Below are 16046 nucleotides of genomic sequence, written 5' to 3'. Positions count from 1 at the left end.
GGCCCGGCATGTCGCGCAACGATCAACCGTTATGGTGCGCGAGTGACCGATACGGCGGCCCACGGCCAGACGCTCCGCCAGTTGGGACCGACGGTCTACCTGCCCTCCGCGGTCTACTCGACCGGCGTCGGCGCGGTCGCCCCCGTCGTCGTCCTCACCGCCACCAGCCTCGGCGCGTCCCCCGCGGCCGCCGCCGTCGTCGCCGGACTGCTCGGGCTCGGCCAGATCAGCGGCTCTCTGCCCGCCGGCGTGCTGATCTCGCGAGTGGGGGAGCGGCGCACCATGCTCACCGCCGCCGCGTTCGCCGTACCGGCCCTGGTCGCCTGCATGCTCGCGCCGACCGTCCCGCTCCTCGGCGCCGCGGTCGTGCTCCTCGGCGTCTGCAGCGCGGCGTGGGCGCTGGCGCGGCACGCCTACCTCACCGAGGCCGTCCGCCCGGAACTGCGCGCCCGTGCCATGTCGACCCTCGGCGGCGTCGGCCGGATCGGCACCTTCACCGGCCCTTTCCTCGGCGCCGGCGCGATGCACTTCGCCGGGCTCGACGGCGCCTACCTGGTCGCGATCGCCGCGGTCGGGCTCGCCACCGTCGTACTCATCGTCCTCCCGCCCGTCCCACACGACCGCACCCCGCCGGCCGGCGCCGAACGCCCCCGGCTGTGGGCGATCATCCGAGCCAACCGGCGGACCCTGCGTACCCTCGGCCTCGGTGTCCTGCTGGTCGGCGCGCTCCGCGCCTCCCGCCAGACCATCGTCCCGCTGTGGGGCGCCTCGCTCGGCCTCGAACCCGCCACCATCGGCCTGATCTACGGCGTCTCCGGCGGCATCGACATGCTGCTGTTCTATCCCGCCGGCAAACTCATGGACCGCTACGGCCGGCGCGCCGCGGCCGTCCCCGCGATGGCGCTGCTCGGACTCGCGCACGTGCTGCTCCCACTGGCCGGCAGCGCCGCCGGCCTGACCGCGGTCGCCCTGCTCATGGGCGTCGGCAACGGCCTCAGCGCGGGCCTCGTCATGACCCTCGGCGCCGACGCCTCACCCGCCGCCGGCCGTGCCGAATTCCTCGGCGCCTGGCGCCTCTGCTCCGACGTCGGCCAAGGCGGAGGGCCGCTCCTGATCGGCGCGGTCACGGCCGCGGCCTCGCTCACGGCGGCGGCCGTCGCGGTCGGTGGTGGCGGTCTGCTCGCCGCCTTCCTGCTCCATCGCTGGATAAAACCGCCATCGTCGTACGCCTGAAACCGCCCCACCGGACCAGCCCGTCCCGTAACTCCCGCGCGGCGTCCCCCCGACCCCGAACCGCAGCGCGACCACCGGGCTGCTGCCCACTCACCGGCCACGCCGCCAACTGGCGCACCACCCCGCAGGGCGGGACGTTCCTGCGCTCGCCCGTGCCGGCGGATCCGGCAGACTGGTGCGGTGCCTGAGGGGATTCCGCTGACCGACCACCAGCTGGGGCTTCGCGCCCGGGTACTGGCCGCGCCGCTGGTGAACGCTCCGGAGCCGTGGAGCGAGCGGCATCAGGTGGCGGTCGGCGGGCTGCTCGGCGCCGGCTTCGCGGTCCACCCGGAGAGTGGCCGTGACCTGTTGCTGATCGGGTCGCATGACGGGCTGGGCCTGTTCGACACGGTCACCGGCGAGCGACTGGCCCGGGAGCGCGACGGCGACGCGGGCTGGCCGGGCGAGAACCCGGGCTGGCCGGAGGACGACGACCTCACCTGTGTCGGGATCGGGCCGATCGCCGGGACCCGGGTGCGGATGGCCGGGCTGCTCGGCGGTGGGCTGCGCACCGTGGCGCCGGACGGCTGGTCGGTGGAGGTGGTCAGTCCGGACTGGCCGCACGACCGGGTTCTGCTGTCGAAGCCGGGCCACGATCCCTGGTCGGGAGACCACGGCGACTCCTGGTGGCACATCTTCCACGCGAACGTCACCGAACTGCGGGCCGCCGGTTTCTCACCGTCAGGTGCGACGCTGGTCGTCGCCACGAGCAGCGATGTCACCCTGTGGCACCGCTGACCACCCGCCGCTGGCGAACGACCGCGTGACTAGCTCGCGGCGTCGACGATCAGGAGGCCGTCGTCGATCAGGGCAACGTCCGGGATCCGGCCGCCCGGCCGGTAGGGGACGACCGTGAGGACCCGCTTGCCCTCCACCCGCAGGTCCTGGCCGGGTTCGAGGACCTCGCCCTCGGCGAGCATCCGGCCGAGCTGGTTCAGGATGGTCGCGGCGTCCCCGATCTGATCCTCGGGAACACCGATGACCAGGTCCGGCCGCCCAAACTTGATCATCCCGCGGGTGTGCACCGGATGCCCGAACCCGGGCACGCTCTCGGCCTCGGCGACCACGCTGATCTCCCGCATCGGGACGAACGGCCGGTGCGCGTCGAGCGCGGCGACCGCCTCGCCCGGGAACCAGTCGTGGGCGTACACGTCGAGCACCGCCACCGCCCCGGCCCGGGCGACGGAGGCCGCCACCTGCCACGCGAGCTGCAGGTGGGCCAGGTCGGGTGGGTCCTGGACCGCCACCCGGATCGTGTAACAGCAGGTGGCCTCGTCGAGCGGCCGCAGGTCGGGGAGTTGCTGCGCGGCCAGGTCCCGCAGCGGCCCGGTGCGGAACCCGTCGATCCACTCGGGTTCCTCCGCATACCGGTGCAGGTGAACGTTGAGCGCGTCCACCGGCGCCGTCTCGGGCACCGTGCCGGCGAGGGCGAGCTCGGTCAGCACATCATCGCCGGCGAAAGCGACCAGCATGGCGACCGCCTCCCGGCCGGTGGCGTGATGGGCGGGACGCTGCCAGGGCTCCACACGAAGATCCACCCACCCATCGTGCCAGTTCTCGCCCGTGGTGGGTGACGCTTGACGGCGCTGCGTGATTCCGGAGGCGAACCGGCGAGGATCGCCCCAGATCCTCCAGCGCGGCGTGCCGATCCGCGGCCCACCCCGGCGAGGGCCGCTGGTCAGTCGCGGACCCAGGGGCTGACCGCGGCCTTGCCGGTGTTTCCGGTGTCGACGTGGTGGGCGACGATGTGCCGGGGCTGTCCGGTCGCCGGGGCGACGTGCACGTACGCCCCGGTCGCGATCTTCTCGGCCTCGGTGGTGAGGTTGCGCCACACCAGCAGCGCCCTCACCCGCTCGCCGGGCGCGACCGTGATCGGTTTCGGCTCGACCGCCCAGTGCTCGATCATGGCGACCTCGGCGACCCCGTGCAGGACACGCACGTCCAGCGGCTTCCGGTCGTCGTCGAGCAGTTCCAGATCCGGGTAGCCCTCGACGGTGTACGGCGCCGTCCCGCAGTTGCGCAGCTCGATCCCGGTCGCGCGCAGCCCCATCGCCGCGCTCGTCTCGCCGAGGGTGATCTCCACTCCGCCGATGCACCGCGGGGCGGGCGGCGCGGGACTGCTCGGCGGCGCGCTGACCGCTGCCGACCGGCCGGTCTCCGGCGTGACGATCTGGTCCGGGCGGGCGCAGGCCGCCAGCAGGAGCACCGCCGCCAGCGGCCAGCGCGTCGCGACGGCCGTCGCGCGGCGATGTGACCGATCGGACCGTCTCATCGCGTCGTGAAAAAGGATCATCTCGACGCCGAGGATAGCGGGATTACAGTGACGTTCGTGCTCCTGACCTTCGATGTCGGCGTCGCCGAGCGCCACACGGTTCGCTTCTCCTTCAACAAGTTCTGGGGTGGCCTCTCCATCACCGTGGACGGTCACGACGTGGTGAAGACCATTCGTTTCGCCTCCGTCGAACTGGTCAAGCGGCACAACTTCGTGGTGGGTGTGCACGAGCAGCACTATGTGACGATCGAACATCACCGCAAGCTGCTCTTCGCCGGATTCCGGGCACAACCGGTGTACGCCTACGTCGACGGCGCTCTCGTCGCCCAGGGCGTCGCTTGACCGGCGGCCCGGGTGGGTTCGCGGGGGAGCAGGTGACGGCCGGGGCCGAACCGGCCGGGTGCGCCCCGGCTCAGTGTCACCGTCGACGAGGCCGACCGCTATCCCGGCAGCCAGCCGAGGTCCGGTGCGGCCCGAGCACCAGCGGTAGCGCAGCACGATCACCGCCCGCTGGCGGGCCGGCAGCGCGGCGACCCGGCGTACCAACTCGTCGCGTTCCTGCCGGTCGGTGTGCGGGTCACTGACGCCGGCCCGGCTGTCCAACTGCTCGTGGTTCATCGGGACGACCCGTCCCCATCGGCGCCGCAGGGACAGGAACTCGTTGAGGACCATCCGTTTCACGTACGCCTCCGGATGTTCGGTCCGTGAGATGCGCCGCCACTGTGCGGAGACCCGGACCATCACCTCCCCGACGATGTCGTCGGCCTCGTGGGGATCGCAGGTGAGCGCGGTCGCGTACCGCAGCAGGGGACCCAGCCGCGCTCCCACGAACTCCTCGAATGTCATGTCCCGGTAACGCTCCAGGTAGGTGAAGTGTTTAGCGGTGCGGAGAAATATCCCGCACAATCCGAGGATGCTGCGAGTGGATCACGGTGTCGTCGCGGGCACCTTCAGCCTGGACGGCCAGACCTTCAACGTCGACAACAACATCTGGGTCGTCGGTGACGACGAGGAATGTGTGGTGATCGACGCCCCGCACGACGCGGACGCGATCCTCGAGGTGGTCGGCGAACGCCGCCTCGTGGCGATCGTCTGCACCCACGCGCACGACGATCATGTCCGGGTGGCCCCGGAACTGCGGGACCGCACCGGCGCCCCGATCCTGCTGCATCCGGCCGAGTGGCCGCTCTGGGAGCTGACCCACGGCTCGGACGTGTGGTGGAACATCGATCTGACCGACGGCGCCCGCATCGAGGTGGCCGGGTCGGTGCTGGAGGTGCGGCACACGCCGGGCCACGCTCCGGGCGCCGTCTGCCTGCACGTCCCCGACCTGGGCTGCGTCTTCACCGGGGACACCCTTTTCCACGGTGGGCCGGGCGCCACCGGCCGGTCCTACTCGGACGCCGGCCTCATCGTCGAGTCGATCAAGGAGAAGCTGTTCACGCTGCCGGACGCGACGGTGGTGCACACCGGCCACGGCGACGACACCACGATCGAGGCCGAGCGGTTCAGGATGGTCTAACCCCTCATCGGGTACGGCCACGGCGTCCCGCCGAACCATCCCCGCCCCGTGGCTCCCACGCGACGTCACCTCGGCGCGCGGCCCCAGCGCGTCTTTCGGGCTGATCCCCACGTCACCGCGCACCCCACCCCGAGTCCCGAAGCCCTCCCCGGGCACCCGGAGGCCCGAGCCGTCGCCCAGCCGCGTCAGCGAGGTTCCGTGGCGTGCCTGAGCGACGGCTGGGGTGTGGGCCGTAGCTCGGCCGTGTCTGCGGGGCTGTGCAGGGCGTGTGGGCTACGGCTCGGTTGCGGGGGTGGGGGCGCGGGCAGCCGTGAGTGGGCAGCAGCCCGGCGGGCGCGCCGCGGTCTCGCGCCGGGGATACCTCGCGTGTCAGCAACGGACTGTTCTCGGGTAGCCGTACAAAATGAATGGAAGTAAACGCCTGACGTCGACGGCGGCCGACGTGCGGGTTAGGCTGCCCTAACCTCTCAAGGGGCGGGTGGAGATGGCGCAGCCGGAATCGCTGGCGGAGTTGCTGAACGGGCGGCGTGCCGCGGTCGACGCGTCGCTGCCCGCGGTCGGGTTCGTGGTCGGGCTGGTGGCGTTCGGGCAGTCGATCTGGGCGGGCGCGATCGTCGCGGTGATCTGCGCGGCCGGCCTGTCGGTGTGGCGGGTCCGTAAAGGCGACAAGCCGCGCGCCGTGCTGATCGGCCTGTTCGTGGTGTGCGTGGCCGCGTTGATCGCGCTCTGGACCGGCAAGGCGGAGAACTTCTTCCTGCTCCAGATCTTCAGCAACGGTGCGAGCATCCTCGCCTGGATCATCAGCATCGTGATCCGCTGGCCGTTCCTCGGTCTCGTCGTCGGCGGCGTGCTCGGGCAGCGGACCAGGTGGCGTCGCGATCCCGCGCTGCTGAAGGCGTATTCGCGCGGCAGTTGGGTGTGGGTGATGCAGTACGTCATCCGGGTCGCCGTGTTCCTGCCGCTCTATCAGGCGGGGCAGGCCGAGGCGCTGGGCGTGGCACGGCTGGCGCTGTCGGGGCCGCTGGTCGCGGCATGCCTCGCGGTGAGCTGGTGGGTGATCCGCCGCAACCTGCCGCCGGACCACCCGGGCCTGCGTCACCCGGTCGTCGCGGAACCGGTTCAGAAAGCCGCCTCGTAGAGTTCGCGCAACCCGATCGCGTCGGCCTCACCGCTGTAACCGCAGATCAGCACGCTGCCGTCGGCCGCGGCGATCAGATAGTTCCTCGCGGCCTCGAACTCTCCGCTGCCGAGCATCCGCTCCGAACCGCCGTCGGCCTGCGACACCCGGACCGTCGTCGCCGCTTCGCCCTTGAAGACGCGCGTCACGGCTAGCGTCACCCGGCCGTTCTCGATGCCGCTCACCGTGCCCTCGAAGGCGAAGTCGGCGGACCCGGCGAGGCGCTGGGCCTCCGGCTCCCGGCATTTCGCCTGCATGCCGGTCGCGGTGAGATCCACGACGACGGTGCTCACGCTGGGCGCCGCCGCCACCGGGGCGCCGGCCTCGGAAGACGGCCGGGTCACCGCCCAGGCGGCGCCCGCGGCGATCAGGACCAGGGCGGCGGCGACGGGCGGCGCCCACCGGCGGACGGTACGGGACATGGCTTCCTCCACGAGGTTCGCGACCTGTTCGGGCGAGGCCGGCTGCAGCGACGCCGCCGGGTCGGCGCGGCGTTCGCGGTGATGCCGAGGACGGCGGCGATCGCGGCGGGGGCCAGGTCCTCCCACGCCCACAGCCGTAGGATATCGGCGTCCTCGCCGGCGCAGTTCCCGCAGCGTGGACGCCAGGCCATCGCCCGGCATCTCGTCCAGCCGCCGCCAGCAGATCAGCAGGGTCTCGCCAGAGCACGTCGTCGGCGGTCGCCGGATCGGTGCGCCGGGCAGTTCTTTCCACCTGGCCGATCTTGGTGGAATCGTGGCAGGATACTCGCCAGTAACCCAGTGTCGGGAGGCTGCCATGCGGACCGCGTACCGGACGTGCCCGTTCTGTGAGGCCGCCTGCGGCCTCGAGTTGACCATCGACGGCGACCGGGTGACGGCCGCCCGCGGCGACCGCGAGCACGTCTTCAGCCACGGCTTCGTCTGCCCGAAAGGCGCGACGTTCGCCCAGCTCACCGACGATCCCGACCGGTTGCGGCAGCCCCTGGTCAACGGGCGCGAGGCCACCTGGGACGAGGCCTTCGCGGCGGTCCGGGCCGGTCTGCGGCCGATTCTCGAGGCGTACGGGCCGCACGCGCTCGCCCTCTACCTCGGCAACCCGAACACGCACACGATGTCCGGCGGCCTCTACATCACTCCGCTGGTCAAGGCACTGGGCAGCCGGAACGTGTACTCGGCCAGCACCGTCGACCAGATGCCGAAACACGTCTCCTGCGGTTACCTGTTCGGCAATCCGCTCACCATCCCGGTGCCCGACCTCGACCGCACCGACTTCCTGCTGATGCTCGGCGCCAACCCGTGGGAGTCGAACGGCAGCCTCGCCACCGCCGCCGACTTCCCCGGCCGGCTCAAAGCCATCCAGAAGCGCGGTGGCCGTTTCGTCGTCGTCGATCCGCGCCGTACCGTGACCGCCTCGCACGCCGACGAGCACCTGTTCATCCGGCCCGGCACCGACGCGCTCCTGCTCTACGGCATCGTCCACACCCTGTTCGCTGAGGATCTGACCGACCTCGGTTCGTTGTCCGCCCACGTGACCGGTGTCGCCGAGGTCCGTGAGCTGGCAGCCGACTTCGCGCCCGAGCGTGTCGCCGAGACGTGTGGCATCCCCGCCGAACGGATCCGCGGCCTCGCCCGCGAACTGGCCGCCGCCCCCACCGCCGCCGTCTACGGCCGGATCGGCACCTGCACCGTCGAGTTCGGCACAGTGACCAGTTGGCTCGTCGACGTCGTCAACATCCTCACCGGAAACCTCGACCGGCCCGGCGGGGTGATGTTCCCGCTCGCGCCCCACCTCACCGACGAGGCCAAACGAGGCAAGGGGTTCCGCACCGGCCGCTGGCACAGCCGGGTCCGCGGATTCGGGGAGGTCAAAGGCGAACTGCCGGTCGCCACCCTCGCCGACGAGATCGAGACCGCCGGCGACGAGCAGGTCCGGGCCCTGATCACCATCGCCGGGAACCCGGTGCTCTCCACTCCTAACAGCGGCCGCCTGGACCGGGCACTGGCCGGGCTCGACTTCATGGTGAGCGTCGACCCGTACCTCAACGAGACCACCCGGCACGCCGACGTCGTCCTGCCGCCCACCGACGCGACACGCAAAGGGCACTACGACTTCTCGTTCCTGGCGCTGGCGGTGCGGAACTTCGCGGCATACTCGCCACCGGTTCTGCCGCCGGATCCCTCGACTCCCGACGAGTGCGACATCTTGGCCCGTCTCGCCCTGATCCTTTCCGGCCAGCCCGATGCGGATCCCGGTCTTCTGCACGACCATCTGCTGGAGCAGGCCCTGCAGCGCGTTGTGGCGGCTGGCCCCTCGCCCGCCGCTTCTGGTCGTTCGCCTGCTGTAGCGCCTGGTCTTTCGGCCGCCGATACTGGCTCGTCGCCCGCCGCCTCCGACCCCGAGGCGGTGGCCCCCACCCGCCGCCGGCTCGACGATCTTCGTGCCCAAGTCACCGGTGATCATCCGGCCGAGCGTCTCCTCGACGTGGCGCTGCGGACCGGCGCTTACGGTGACCGCTTCGGCGCTAACCCTGGCGGCCTCACCCTGCGGAAACTCATCGACAGCCCGCACGGCATCGACCTCGGCCCGCTCCAGCCGCGCATCCCGTCGGCCTTGCGCACCCCGTCCGGCAAGATCGAACTCTGCGCACCCCCGCTGGCCGGCGAAACGGCCCGCCTGCTGGCATCGCTGGACCGCCGCCGCGACGACCTGGTCCTGGTCGGACGGCGCCACCTCCGGTCCAACAACAGCTGGATGCACAACGTCCCGGCCCTGATCAAGGGCCGCGACCGCTGCACCCTCCAGGTCAACCCGGTCGACGCGGACCGCACGGCCCTCACCGACGGTGACTCCGCGCAGGTCACATCCCGGGCCGGAAGTCTCGTCGTACGCGTGGAGGTCACCGACCGCGTCATGCCCGGCGTGGTCAGCCTCCCGCACGGCTGGGGTCACGATGTGCCCGGCACCCGCCTGTCGGTGGCCGCCACCAACCCGGGCGTCAACTCCAATGTCCTCACCGACGAACTGGTCATCGACCCGCTCTCCGGCAACAGCGTCCTCAACGGCATCCCGGTCGAGATCAAGCCCGCCTGACCGGCGCCGACATCGTCCCCAGCATGCCGACGCTCCTCAGCGAGGCGGTCACCGCCTCTGCGCCGTGTGTGGGGGTCCCCCGGCGGGAGTGACTCGAAAACGGTGTGAGCACGACAGCAACCTCGCGCCCGTTGGTTTCGGGTGAGTTGATCTGTTCCTTTTCCAGTGAGTTGATCTGTTCCGCCGTGCGGCAGCGCTGTTTCAGGTCCGTTTTGACCGCGGATTCGCACGGCCAGCAGATCAACGACTGGCGAGGGCGGCCGCGATCTCGGATAGCGCACGGACGGGATGAGTGTTGGCCGGTTCTATCGGCCGGGTCTCCGCCGGTCCGCGCTGGTCTCCGCTGGTCTCCGCTGGTCCGCGCTGGTCTGCGCTGGTCTCCGCCGGTCACGCCAGACAGAAGCCAGGGAGGTCGTGGGTGCCGCTCGACCTGCTTGGGATAGCCATGCAAGGGTCGGCCTGGCCACCGTGCGCTGTGGACGGACACTCCTCAGAGACGGCCGCGTGGTAGCTCCGGGACGCGTGGTCGCGGTTGCCGAAAGCCTGAACCGTATGAATCCCAGGGGTGGGCCCGATCCGGTCCGCTCACAGTTCCGCCGCCTTCACGACTAGCGGATCTTGGTGCGTTGGCCACCCGAATCGGTGGCCGGCGCACCAAGATCGGCGCGCTCTCGATGTCTCGGCAGTGAGGGGGCACTATCCGGTGATCATCGTCCTACGGCGGCCCGAAACGTGGGTGAACTGGGCTTCGTTATTGCCGGGGCACCAGCTCCGCCACCTGCTGTGCATACCCGCCTGGGCTGGCGTCTGTTCGATGTGGGCCGATGGCTTGCCGTGTCGGGCTTTAGATCTCTGGTGCGCTGTTCGCCTGTGGGCCCTGTGGATCGGCGGCGAGATCGCGTAGCCCGTGCGCTGTGATCCGTTCTGCACCCACTCTGCGGTTGATGCGGTGCGGTGCGGCATCGGGTCGGCAGGTAGGGGAGGTGTGGGTTGTGGGTTCGGCTTACGGCGTATCGATCAGAGCCATCCCATGCGCTGGGCATGGTGGATTGCGGTGAGCCGGTTGGGGGTGCCGAGTTTCGTGATGGCGTTGGACAGGTAGTTACGGACCGTGCCCTCGCTGAGATGGAGCTGGGCGGCGATCTCGGCGACCGAGGCGCCGGAGGCGGCGAGGGAGAGGGTGTCGCGCTCACGCTCGGTGAGTGGGCTTTCGCCGGCCATCATCGCGGAGGCGGCCAGCTCCGGGTCGAGGTAGCGGCCGCCGGCGTGGATGCTGCGGATGGCGGAGGCGAGTTCGGCGCTGGACGAGTCCTTCGGGATGAATCCGCGGACGCCCGCCGCGATGGCGCGCCGCAGGTGACCGGGACGGGCGAAGGTACTGAGGATCAGCATGGCCCGGCCGGGGAGCTGTTCGGCGATGGAGAGACCGTCGAGTCCGGGCATCTCGATGTCGAGGACGATCACATCGGGGTTGTGGGCGGCGACCGCTGGCAACACCTCGTCGCCGCGGCCGCACTGAGCGACCACCGTGAGGTCCTCTTCGAATTCCAGCATCATCGCCAAGGCCTCGCGGATGAGGTGCTGGTCGTCGGCGAGTAGGACGCTGATCATGCGGTCATTCCGGAAGTCTCGGAGGCCCGGCCCGCGACGCCGCTCATCGGGCAGGCCACAACGAAGGTCATGTCGCCGGCCGTGATGTGGTTGGGGTGGCGGTCTGTGGTGGAGGCCGTCACGTGGTTGCGGTGGCGGTTTGTGGGGTGGGTCATGTCGCCGGGCCCGACGCCGTCGCCGTGGGGGTCTGTGGAGCGGGTCATGAAGCGGATCATGCCGGTAGCCCCGTCGGCGCGGTGGCCCGGACCAGGAAGCGGCCGTCGCCGGTCGGCTGGGCGGTGAGGGAACCGCCGACGACGGCCAGGCGTTCGGCGAGGCCGGCGAGTCCGGTGCCGCCCTGGACCGGCTCGACAGCACCGTCGTTGACCACCTCGAGGACCGCCGACCCGTCGGCGGCGCGCAGCGACATCGTGCACCAGGTGGCCGAACTGTGCCGCAGGATGTTGGTGGCGCTCTCCCGGACCACCCAGGCGAACGGCCCGGCAGCCTCCGGGTCGACGATGCCCGGCGGCACATCGATCTTGCAGCGCACCCCGTCGGCCTCGAGGATGGCCTGCACACTGGCCACCTCGGAGGTCAGGTCGAGGACCCGGTAACCGCGGACGGCCTCGCGGATCTGACGCAGGCTGTCTTGGGCGAGACCGCGAACCTCGGCCATCTGCTCGGCCGCCCGGCCGGTGTCGATGGTGGTGAGCTTGCCGGCGAGCTCGCTCTTCACCGCGATCACCGAAAGGCTGTGGCCGACGAGGTCGTGCAGGTCGCGGGCGAACCGCAGCCGTTCCTCGGTGACGGCGAGCCGGGCTTCGGCGTCCTTGCTGGCGTGCGCCTGCTCGGCCAGATCGAGGATCCAGATCCAGAGCCTGTTCGCGTACGGCAGGGCGAAGCACAGGACGCCGTAGACGATGATGTTCGCCTCGCGGGGCAGCGGCTGGAGCCCTGGGTTGATCTCGGTGACGACGACGCAGAAGGTCGTGGTGCCGGCGGCCAGCAGGAAGGTCACCCGCCGGCCGGTGCGGACCGCCGCCAGGCTGACCCAGGCGATCGCGACCATGCCCCAGCCTGCCGGGTTGGCGTCCTGCACCAGCAGAGCCGTCAGGACGGCGGCGCCGGAGACGGCGGCCTCGACCCGGCTCCGTCGTGCCGCCGCCGGCCAGTGCACCGACACCGACCGGGCCAGCCGCATCCCGAACCAGGTGAACACCACCAGGGCGGCCACGGCGATCGCCAGGCGGGGCGGCTCCAGCCGGTCCTCGGCGATGTACAGGCCGGTGCCGGCGATGGCGCCGAACCACGCGAGGAGCAGGCTGATGCCGAGGCTCCACATGGTTACCCTGCGAGCTCGGTGTACCGCGCCGGTCATGACGATCACCCTAGCTTTCAGCCGCGACGGGGATCCCAGCGGAAGAACCTCCGGGCCAGGACTGTCGCGACCGCCACCCATGCGGCCAGAACGGCGAGAGACGACCACTGGAAGGCGTCGCCGTATCCGGCGCGGACCAGGTCGGCGACCGGTGTCAGCGGCAGGAACTCGGCGACCTGCCGCAGCCGGTCCGGGAAGGCCTCGGTCGGCACGATCACCGGCGACAGGATCATGCTGATGAGCATCACCGGCACGGTCGCGAGTTGCGCCAGCTCACCGGAGGAGCTGAGCCCGGAGATGACCATCGATAGCAAGGCGAACACGACCGCCCCGCCCAGGACCGCGATGAGCACCAGCAGCGGGTTGCTCGGCAGGCCGACGTCGAGCGCCGCCGCCGCCGCCCCCACCGCGAGGGCCTGGACCAGGTAGACCACGGTCGCGCCGGCCGCGCTGCCACCCAGGATCGCGGGCGCCGAGGCGGGGCCGCCGAGCAGTCGTTTGAGGACCAGTTCCTCACGGCGGCTGGTGAAGAAGCCGGCCAGGTTGACCAGCGGCGCGAACAACACCAGCGCGGCGATCTGGCCGGTGATGACATAGGACAGGTTGTCGGCGCCGCCCTGCTCCCGTGCCGTGAAGATCAGGAACGCGGCCACGCCGAGCGGCATCAGGACGGCGTTGGCGAGCGCGGACCGGTTGCGGAAGATCAGCCCCAGGTCGAGACGCGCCAGCCGGTAGACGTGTGCGAGGTCGGTCTTCACTTGTCCTCCACGATGCTCAGGAAAACGTCTTCGAGGGAGGCGGGACGCACCGACAGGCGGTCGAGGGTGACGCTCTGCGTGGCGGCCCAGGCCAGTAGGTCGGCGACGGATCGGTGGGCGCGGCCGTCGGGATCGCCGCCGGTCACCGTGTAGCGGGCGGTGGGGAAGCCGTCGGCGACGGTGATCTCCGGCGGGAAGCCGTCGAGGCGGGGAAGGGTGTCGATCGGGACGTGCGCCGGGACGCGGAAGGCGATCCGGTCGCCATGGCCGGCGACCACCTCGGGCACGGTCCCCGCGATCCGGATCTCGCCCCGGTGCATGATCGCGATCCGGTCGGCGAGCCGCTCCGCCTCCTCCAGATAATGCGTGGTGAGCAGCACGGTGGTGCCGTCGGCGACCAGGTCCTGGATCAGTTTCCAGGTGGCGATGCGGGCCTCCGGGTCCATGCCGGTGGTCGGCTCGTCGAGGAAGAGCACCTCCGGCCGGCCGACCACGGCCAGAGCCAGGTCGAGGCGGCGTTTCTGACCGCCCGACAGCTGCCGGACCGCCGTCCCGGCCTTGTCAGCGAGGTCGGCCCTCGCCAGTGCCTCACCCACGGAGAGCGGGCGGGCGTGCAGGTCACGCCACAGGCCGATGGTCTCGGACACGGTCAGGTCGCCGATCAGGCCGCTCTCCTGGAGCATGATCCCGACCCGGGGCCGCAGCGCCCTCCTGTCCCGGAACGGGTCGGCACCGAGCAGCCGGACCGTCCCCGCCGCGGCCGGCCGGAATCCCTCCAGGACCTCCATGGTGGTCGTCTTGCCGGCCCCGTTCGTCCCCAGCAGCGCGAACAACTGGCCGCTCGGAACGCTGAAGTCGATCCCCCGGACGGCCTCGAAGGCGCCGTACCGCTGGCGTAGCCCGCCCACCTCGATGGTCTCTGTGCTCATGCCTCAATGGTTCGCGAGCACCCACTCCCGCCGGTAGTCACGAGAGTCAACGTTCATCCATGACAGATGTCATCGAAGGTAGTGTCAAAGCGACCTTGTGAAGCAGGTCCCCGCTGGTGAACGGTTTCTCTATGAAGGCGATCCCGTGATCCAGCACATGAGTGGTGCCGAGCAGCCCGTTGCTGTAACCCGACATGTAGAGCACCGGCAGGTCCGGTCGCTCCCGCCGGGCGAGCTCGGCCAGCCGCGGACCGGTCATCTCCGGCATGATCACGTCGGTGAGGAGCAGGTCGCAGCCGTGCTCCTGGAAGATCCGCAGTCCCTCGGCCCCGTTGTTCGCGGTGCGCACGTGATAGCCCGCGTTGCTCAGGATCCGGGTGAGGATCCGGGCCAGCGCCACCTCGTCCTCCACCACCAGCACGGTCCGGCCGTCCCCACGTGGCGGCTCACCGATGCGTTCCGTCGCCGGCGAGCTTCCCGTCGCGGCGGAGATCGGCAGATAGACGCGGAAAGTGGTGCCGACACCCGGCTCGGAGTAAACGTTGATGCTGCCCGATGCCTCAGTCACGATGCCGTAAACGGTGGCCAGCCCCAGACCCGTGCCCCGGCCTCGTGGTTTGGTCGTGAAGAACGGCTCGAAGATCCGCGCCGCCACGTCCGGCGCCATGCCCTCGCCGGTGTCGCTGACCAGCAGCCGGGCGTAAGTTCCGGCCGGCAACGGCGGCTGCATGTTCAGTTCGTCGCCATCCAGTGTGGCCGCGTTCGCCTCCAGCACCAGGGTGCCGCCGTCCGGCATCGCGTCCCGCGCGTTGATCGCCAGGTTCAGCAGGATCTGATGGATCTGACCCGGGTCGGCTCGCACGATCAGCGGCTCGGGCGACGGCACCGCGATGAGAGTGATGTGCTCGCCGATGGTGCGGTCCAGGACGGCGTGCACCTCGCCGACGGCCGCGTTGAGGTCGACGTCGCGCAACTGGATGGCGTCGCCCCGGGTGAAGGTGAGCAGCTGCCGCGTCAGGCTGGTGGCCCGCTCCACGGCCGTCCGCACGTGCGCCAGGTCGGCCTGCACGTGTGGCCTGTCGGTGGTCTCGTCCATCACGAAATCGGTGTAGTTCGCGATGATCGCCAGGATGTTGTTGAAGTCATGCGCCACCCCGCCCGCCAGATTGCCCAGGCTCTCCATGCGTTTCGCCTGGTCGGTGCGCTCCTGCACGGCCCTTTGCCGCTCGGCCGCCTCCTTGGCCGCGGACACGTCCCGGCCGATCACCGAGACCCCGATCACCGTGCCGGCGGGATCGCTGACCGGCGTGACGGTGAAAGCCACGTCCACCGGGCTGCCGTCCTTGCGGAGCCGCCGCCCCTCATAGGAGAAACTGCCCTCCCCCGACCGGATCCGTGCCAGCATGGCTTCCTGCTGCCCGGCGCCGTCCTCGTCGGCGAGCATTTCCGCCGGCAGGGACAGCACCTCCGCCGCGGAGTAACCGAAGATGCGCTCCGCGCCCCCGTTCCAGGCGTTGATCCGCCCGTCCGGGGTCAGCCCGATGATCGCGTCGGCGCTGTCCTCCACGATCGTCGCCAGGGTGGCCTTGTGCCCCTCGGCCAGGTCCCGCGCGGCCTGCTCCCGGGCGTCCGCCTCGTCCAGACGCCGCTGCCCCCACGGATCGACGTAGATGGCGCCCTTCTGCAGCAACACGCCGTAACCACGCCGCAGGGTCCAGTAATAGACACCCGCCCCCGCGGTGCACGCGTCCCAGATCGCCGAGCTCCAAGACCAGCTCAGATTCCCCGGATGAACATGAGGGGCCTCCGGTGCGGCGAGAGCCTGAAAGGCCATCACCGCGTGAAGTCCGTGCCCTACCGAGCAACTGAAGAAGACCACCGCCGTGGCGGTGGCAAGCTTGTTGGATCGCAACTGCCCCGCCCGATACACGGGCACCACGATCAACACCATGATCGCCGCATAGGCCACCATGATGACGAGGTTGGCCAGCAGAAACATCCGATCCGGCACGTCCCCCCGATCGGACGGCCGATGCGGAAACTGAGGTTGCATCCGCCGATAGGGTCTTGATC

At 70.6% G+C, this 16046-nt stretch carries 15 protein-coding genes and 1 pseudogene; 6 read left to right on the top strand and 10 right to left on the bottom strand.

Going from position 1 to position 16046, the window contains the following annotated elements:
• The first annotated feature begins 42 nt into the window (after positions 1-42).
• Together QLQ12_RS24420 and QLQ12_RS24415 are read left to right on the top strand one after the other, a co-directional pair.
• Complete coding sequence (locus tag QLQ12_RS24420; RefSeq protein WP_282762754.1) at positions 43-1233, top strand: MFS transporter; 1191 nt, start codon at positions 43-45, stop codon at positions 1231-1233.
• 180 nt (positions 1234-1413) lie between these two features.
• Positions 1414-2010, top strand: coding sequence for a hypothetical protein (locus tag QLQ12_RS24415; protein WP_282762753.1), 597 nt, complete (start codon positions 1414-1416; stop codon positions 2008-2010).
• A 29-nt stretch (positions 2011-2039) separates the two neighbouring features.
• Here QLQ12_RS24415 and QLQ12_RS24410 read toward each other — a convergent pair whose 3' ends face one another.
• Both QLQ12_RS24410 and QLQ12_RS24405 read right to left on the bottom strand, forming a co-directional pair.
• Positions 2040-2810, bottom strand: a complete 771-nt coding sequence (locus QLQ12_RS24410; RefSeq protein ID WP_282762752.1) for a hypothetical protein — start codon at positions 2808-2810, stop codon at positions 2040-2042.
• Between the two features lie 140 nt (positions 2811-2950).
• Positions 2951-3544 (bottom strand): DUF4232 domain-containing protein, encoded by a 594-nt coding sequence (locus QLQ12_RS24405; protein WP_282762751.1) that lies wholly within the window; start codon positions 3542-3544, stop codon positions 2951-2953.
• Between the two features lie 48 nt (positions 3545-3592).
• Here QLQ12_RS24405 and QLQ12_RS24400 point away from each other — a divergent pair, with 48 nt between their 5' ends.
• Entirely contained in the window at positions 3593-3886 is a 294-nt protein-coding gene (locus tag QLQ12_RS24400; protein WP_282762750.1) for a hypothetical protein, read from the top strand.
• Positions 3887-4192: 306 nt separating this feature from the next.
• Here QLQ12_RS24400 and QLQ12_RS47100 read toward each other — a convergent pair.
• Positions 4193-4390 (bottom strand): annotated as a pseudogene (locus QLQ12_RS47100) (sigma factor); the annotation flags it as partial.
• Between the two features lie 67 nt (positions 4391-4457).
• Between QLQ12_RS47100 and QLQ12_RS24395 the strand changes: the two are divergent.
• Entirely contained in the window at positions 4458-5066 is a 609-nt protein-coding gene (locus QLQ12_RS24395) for an MBL fold metallo-hydrolase (protein WP_282762749.1), read from the top strand.
• 484 nt (positions 5067-5550) lie between these two features.
• Positions 5551-6204, top strand: a complete 654-nt coding sequence (locus QLQ12_RS24390; RefSeq protein WP_282762748.1) for a DUF3159 domain-containing protein — start codon at positions 5551-5553, stop codon at positions 6202-6204.
• Here the strand turns inward: QLQ12_RS24390 and QLQ12_RS24385 are convergent.
• The gene (locus QLQ12_RS24385; RefSeq protein ID WP_282762747.1) at positions 6186-6665 is read right to left on the bottom strand and encodes a hypothetical protein; all 480 of its coding nucleotides are present in this window, start codon (positions 6663-6665) and stop codon (positions 6186-6188) included. The genes QLQ12_RS24390 and QLQ12_RS24385 overlap by 19 nt on opposite strands.
• A 355-nt stretch (positions 6666-7020) precedes the next feature.
• Between QLQ12_RS24385 and QLQ12_RS24380 the strand changes: the two genes are divergently transcribed.
• Complete coding sequence (locus QLQ12_RS24380; protein WP_282762746.1) at positions 7021-9315, top strand: molybdopterin oxidoreductase family protein; 2295 nt, start codon at positions 7021-7023, stop codon at positions 9313-9315.
• 1017 nt (positions 9316-10332) lie between these two features.
• Here the strand turns inward: QLQ12_RS24380 and QLQ12_RS24375 are convergent.
• Genes QLQ12_RS24375 through QLQ12_RS24350 form a run of 6 tightly spaced genes read right to left on the bottom strand, consistent with a single transcriptional unit; the run spans position 10333 to position 15984 of the window.
• Positions 10333-10926, bottom strand: a complete 594-nt coding sequence (locus tag QLQ12_RS24375) for a response regulator transcription factor (protein WP_282762745.1) — start codon at positions 10924-10926, stop codon at positions 10333-10335.
• The gene (locus QLQ12_RS24370) at positions 10923-11141 is read right to left on the bottom strand and encodes a hypothetical protein (protein WP_282762744.1); all 219 of its coding nucleotides are present in this window, start codon (positions 11139-11141) and stop codon (positions 10923-10925) included. The genes QLQ12_RS24375 and QLQ12_RS24370 overlap by 4 nt, the downstream gene beginning before the upstream one ends.
• Positions 11138-12286 carry a sensor histidine kinase gene (locus QLQ12_RS24365; RefSeq protein WP_282762743.1) on the bottom strand — a complete coding sequence of 383 codons (1149 nt, stop codon included), beginning with the start codon at positions 12284-12286 and terminating at the stop codon, positions 11138-11140. Before QLQ12_RS24365 ends, QLQ12_RS24370 begins: the two co-directional genes overlap by 4 nt.
• A 17-nt stretch (positions 12287-12303) precedes the next feature.
• Positions 12304-13044, bottom strand: a complete 741-nt coding sequence (locus QLQ12_RS24360) for an ABC transporter permease (RefSeq protein ID WP_282762742.1) — start codon at positions 13042-13044, stop codon at positions 12304-12306.
• A complete protein-coding gene (locus tag QLQ12_RS24355; RefSeq protein WP_282762741.1) occupies positions 13041-13973 on the bottom strand; it encodes an ABC transporter ATP-binding protein in 933 nt (310 codons plus the stop codon). Before QLQ12_RS24355 ends, QLQ12_RS24360 begins: the two co-directional genes overlap by 4 nt.
• A 46-nt stretch (positions 13974-14019) precedes the next feature.
• On the bottom strand, positions 14020-15984 hold the full coding sequence (locus QLQ12_RS24350; RefSeq protein ID WP_282762740.1) for a PAS domain S-box protein: 1965 nt from the start codon (positions 15982-15984) through the stop codon (positions 14020-14022).
• Positions 15985-16046 lie beyond the last annotated feature (62 nt).

The organism is Actinoplanes sandaracinus, assembly GCF_030009775.1.
GTDB lineage: Bacteria > Actinomycetota > Actinomycetes > Mycobacteriales > Micromonosporaceae > Actinoplanes > Actinoplanes sandaracinus.
This window is presented reverse-complemented; position numbering and strand designations above follow the sequence as displayed.

Bases quoted from the DNA above. Each gene is read 5' to 3' on its own strand.
- QLQ12_RS24405 (WP_282762751.1), bottom strand. From the start codon at position 3,544: ATGAGACGGTCCGATCGGTCACATCGCCGCGCGACGGCCGTCGCGACG.
- QLQ12_RS24395 (WP_282762749.1), top strand. From the start codon at position 4,458: ATGCTGCGAGTGGATCACGGTGTCGTCGCGGGCACCTTCAGCCTGGAC.
- QLQ12_RS24390 (WP_282762748.1), top strand. From the start codon at position 5,551: ATGGCGCAGCCGGAATCGCTGGCGGAGTTGCTGAACGGGCGGCGTGCC.
- QLQ12_RS24385 (WP_282762747.1), bottom strand. From the start codon at position 6,665: ATGTCCCGTACCGTCCGCCGGTGGGCGCCGCCCGTCGCCGCCGCCCTG.
- QLQ12_RS24380 (WP_282762746.1), top strand. From the start codon at position 7,021: ATGCGGACCGCGTACCGGACGTGCCCGTTCTGTGAGGCCGCCTGCGGC.
- QLQ12_RS24375 (WP_282762745.1), bottom strand. From the start codon at position 10,926: ATGATCAGCGTCCTACTCGCCGACGACCAGCACCTCATCCGCGAGGCC.
- QLQ12_RS24370 (WP_282762744.1), bottom strand. From the start codon at position 11,141: ATGATCCGCTTCATGACCCGCTCCACAGACCCCCACGGCGACGGCGTC.
- QLQ12_RS24365 (WP_282762743.1), bottom strand. From the start codon at position 12,286: ATGACCGGCGCGGTACACCGAGCTCGCAGGGTAACCATGTGGAGCCTC.
- QLQ12_RS24355 (WP_282762741.1), bottom strand. From the start codon at position 13,973: ATGAGCACAGAGACCATCGAGGTGGGCGGGCTACGCCAGCGGTACGGC.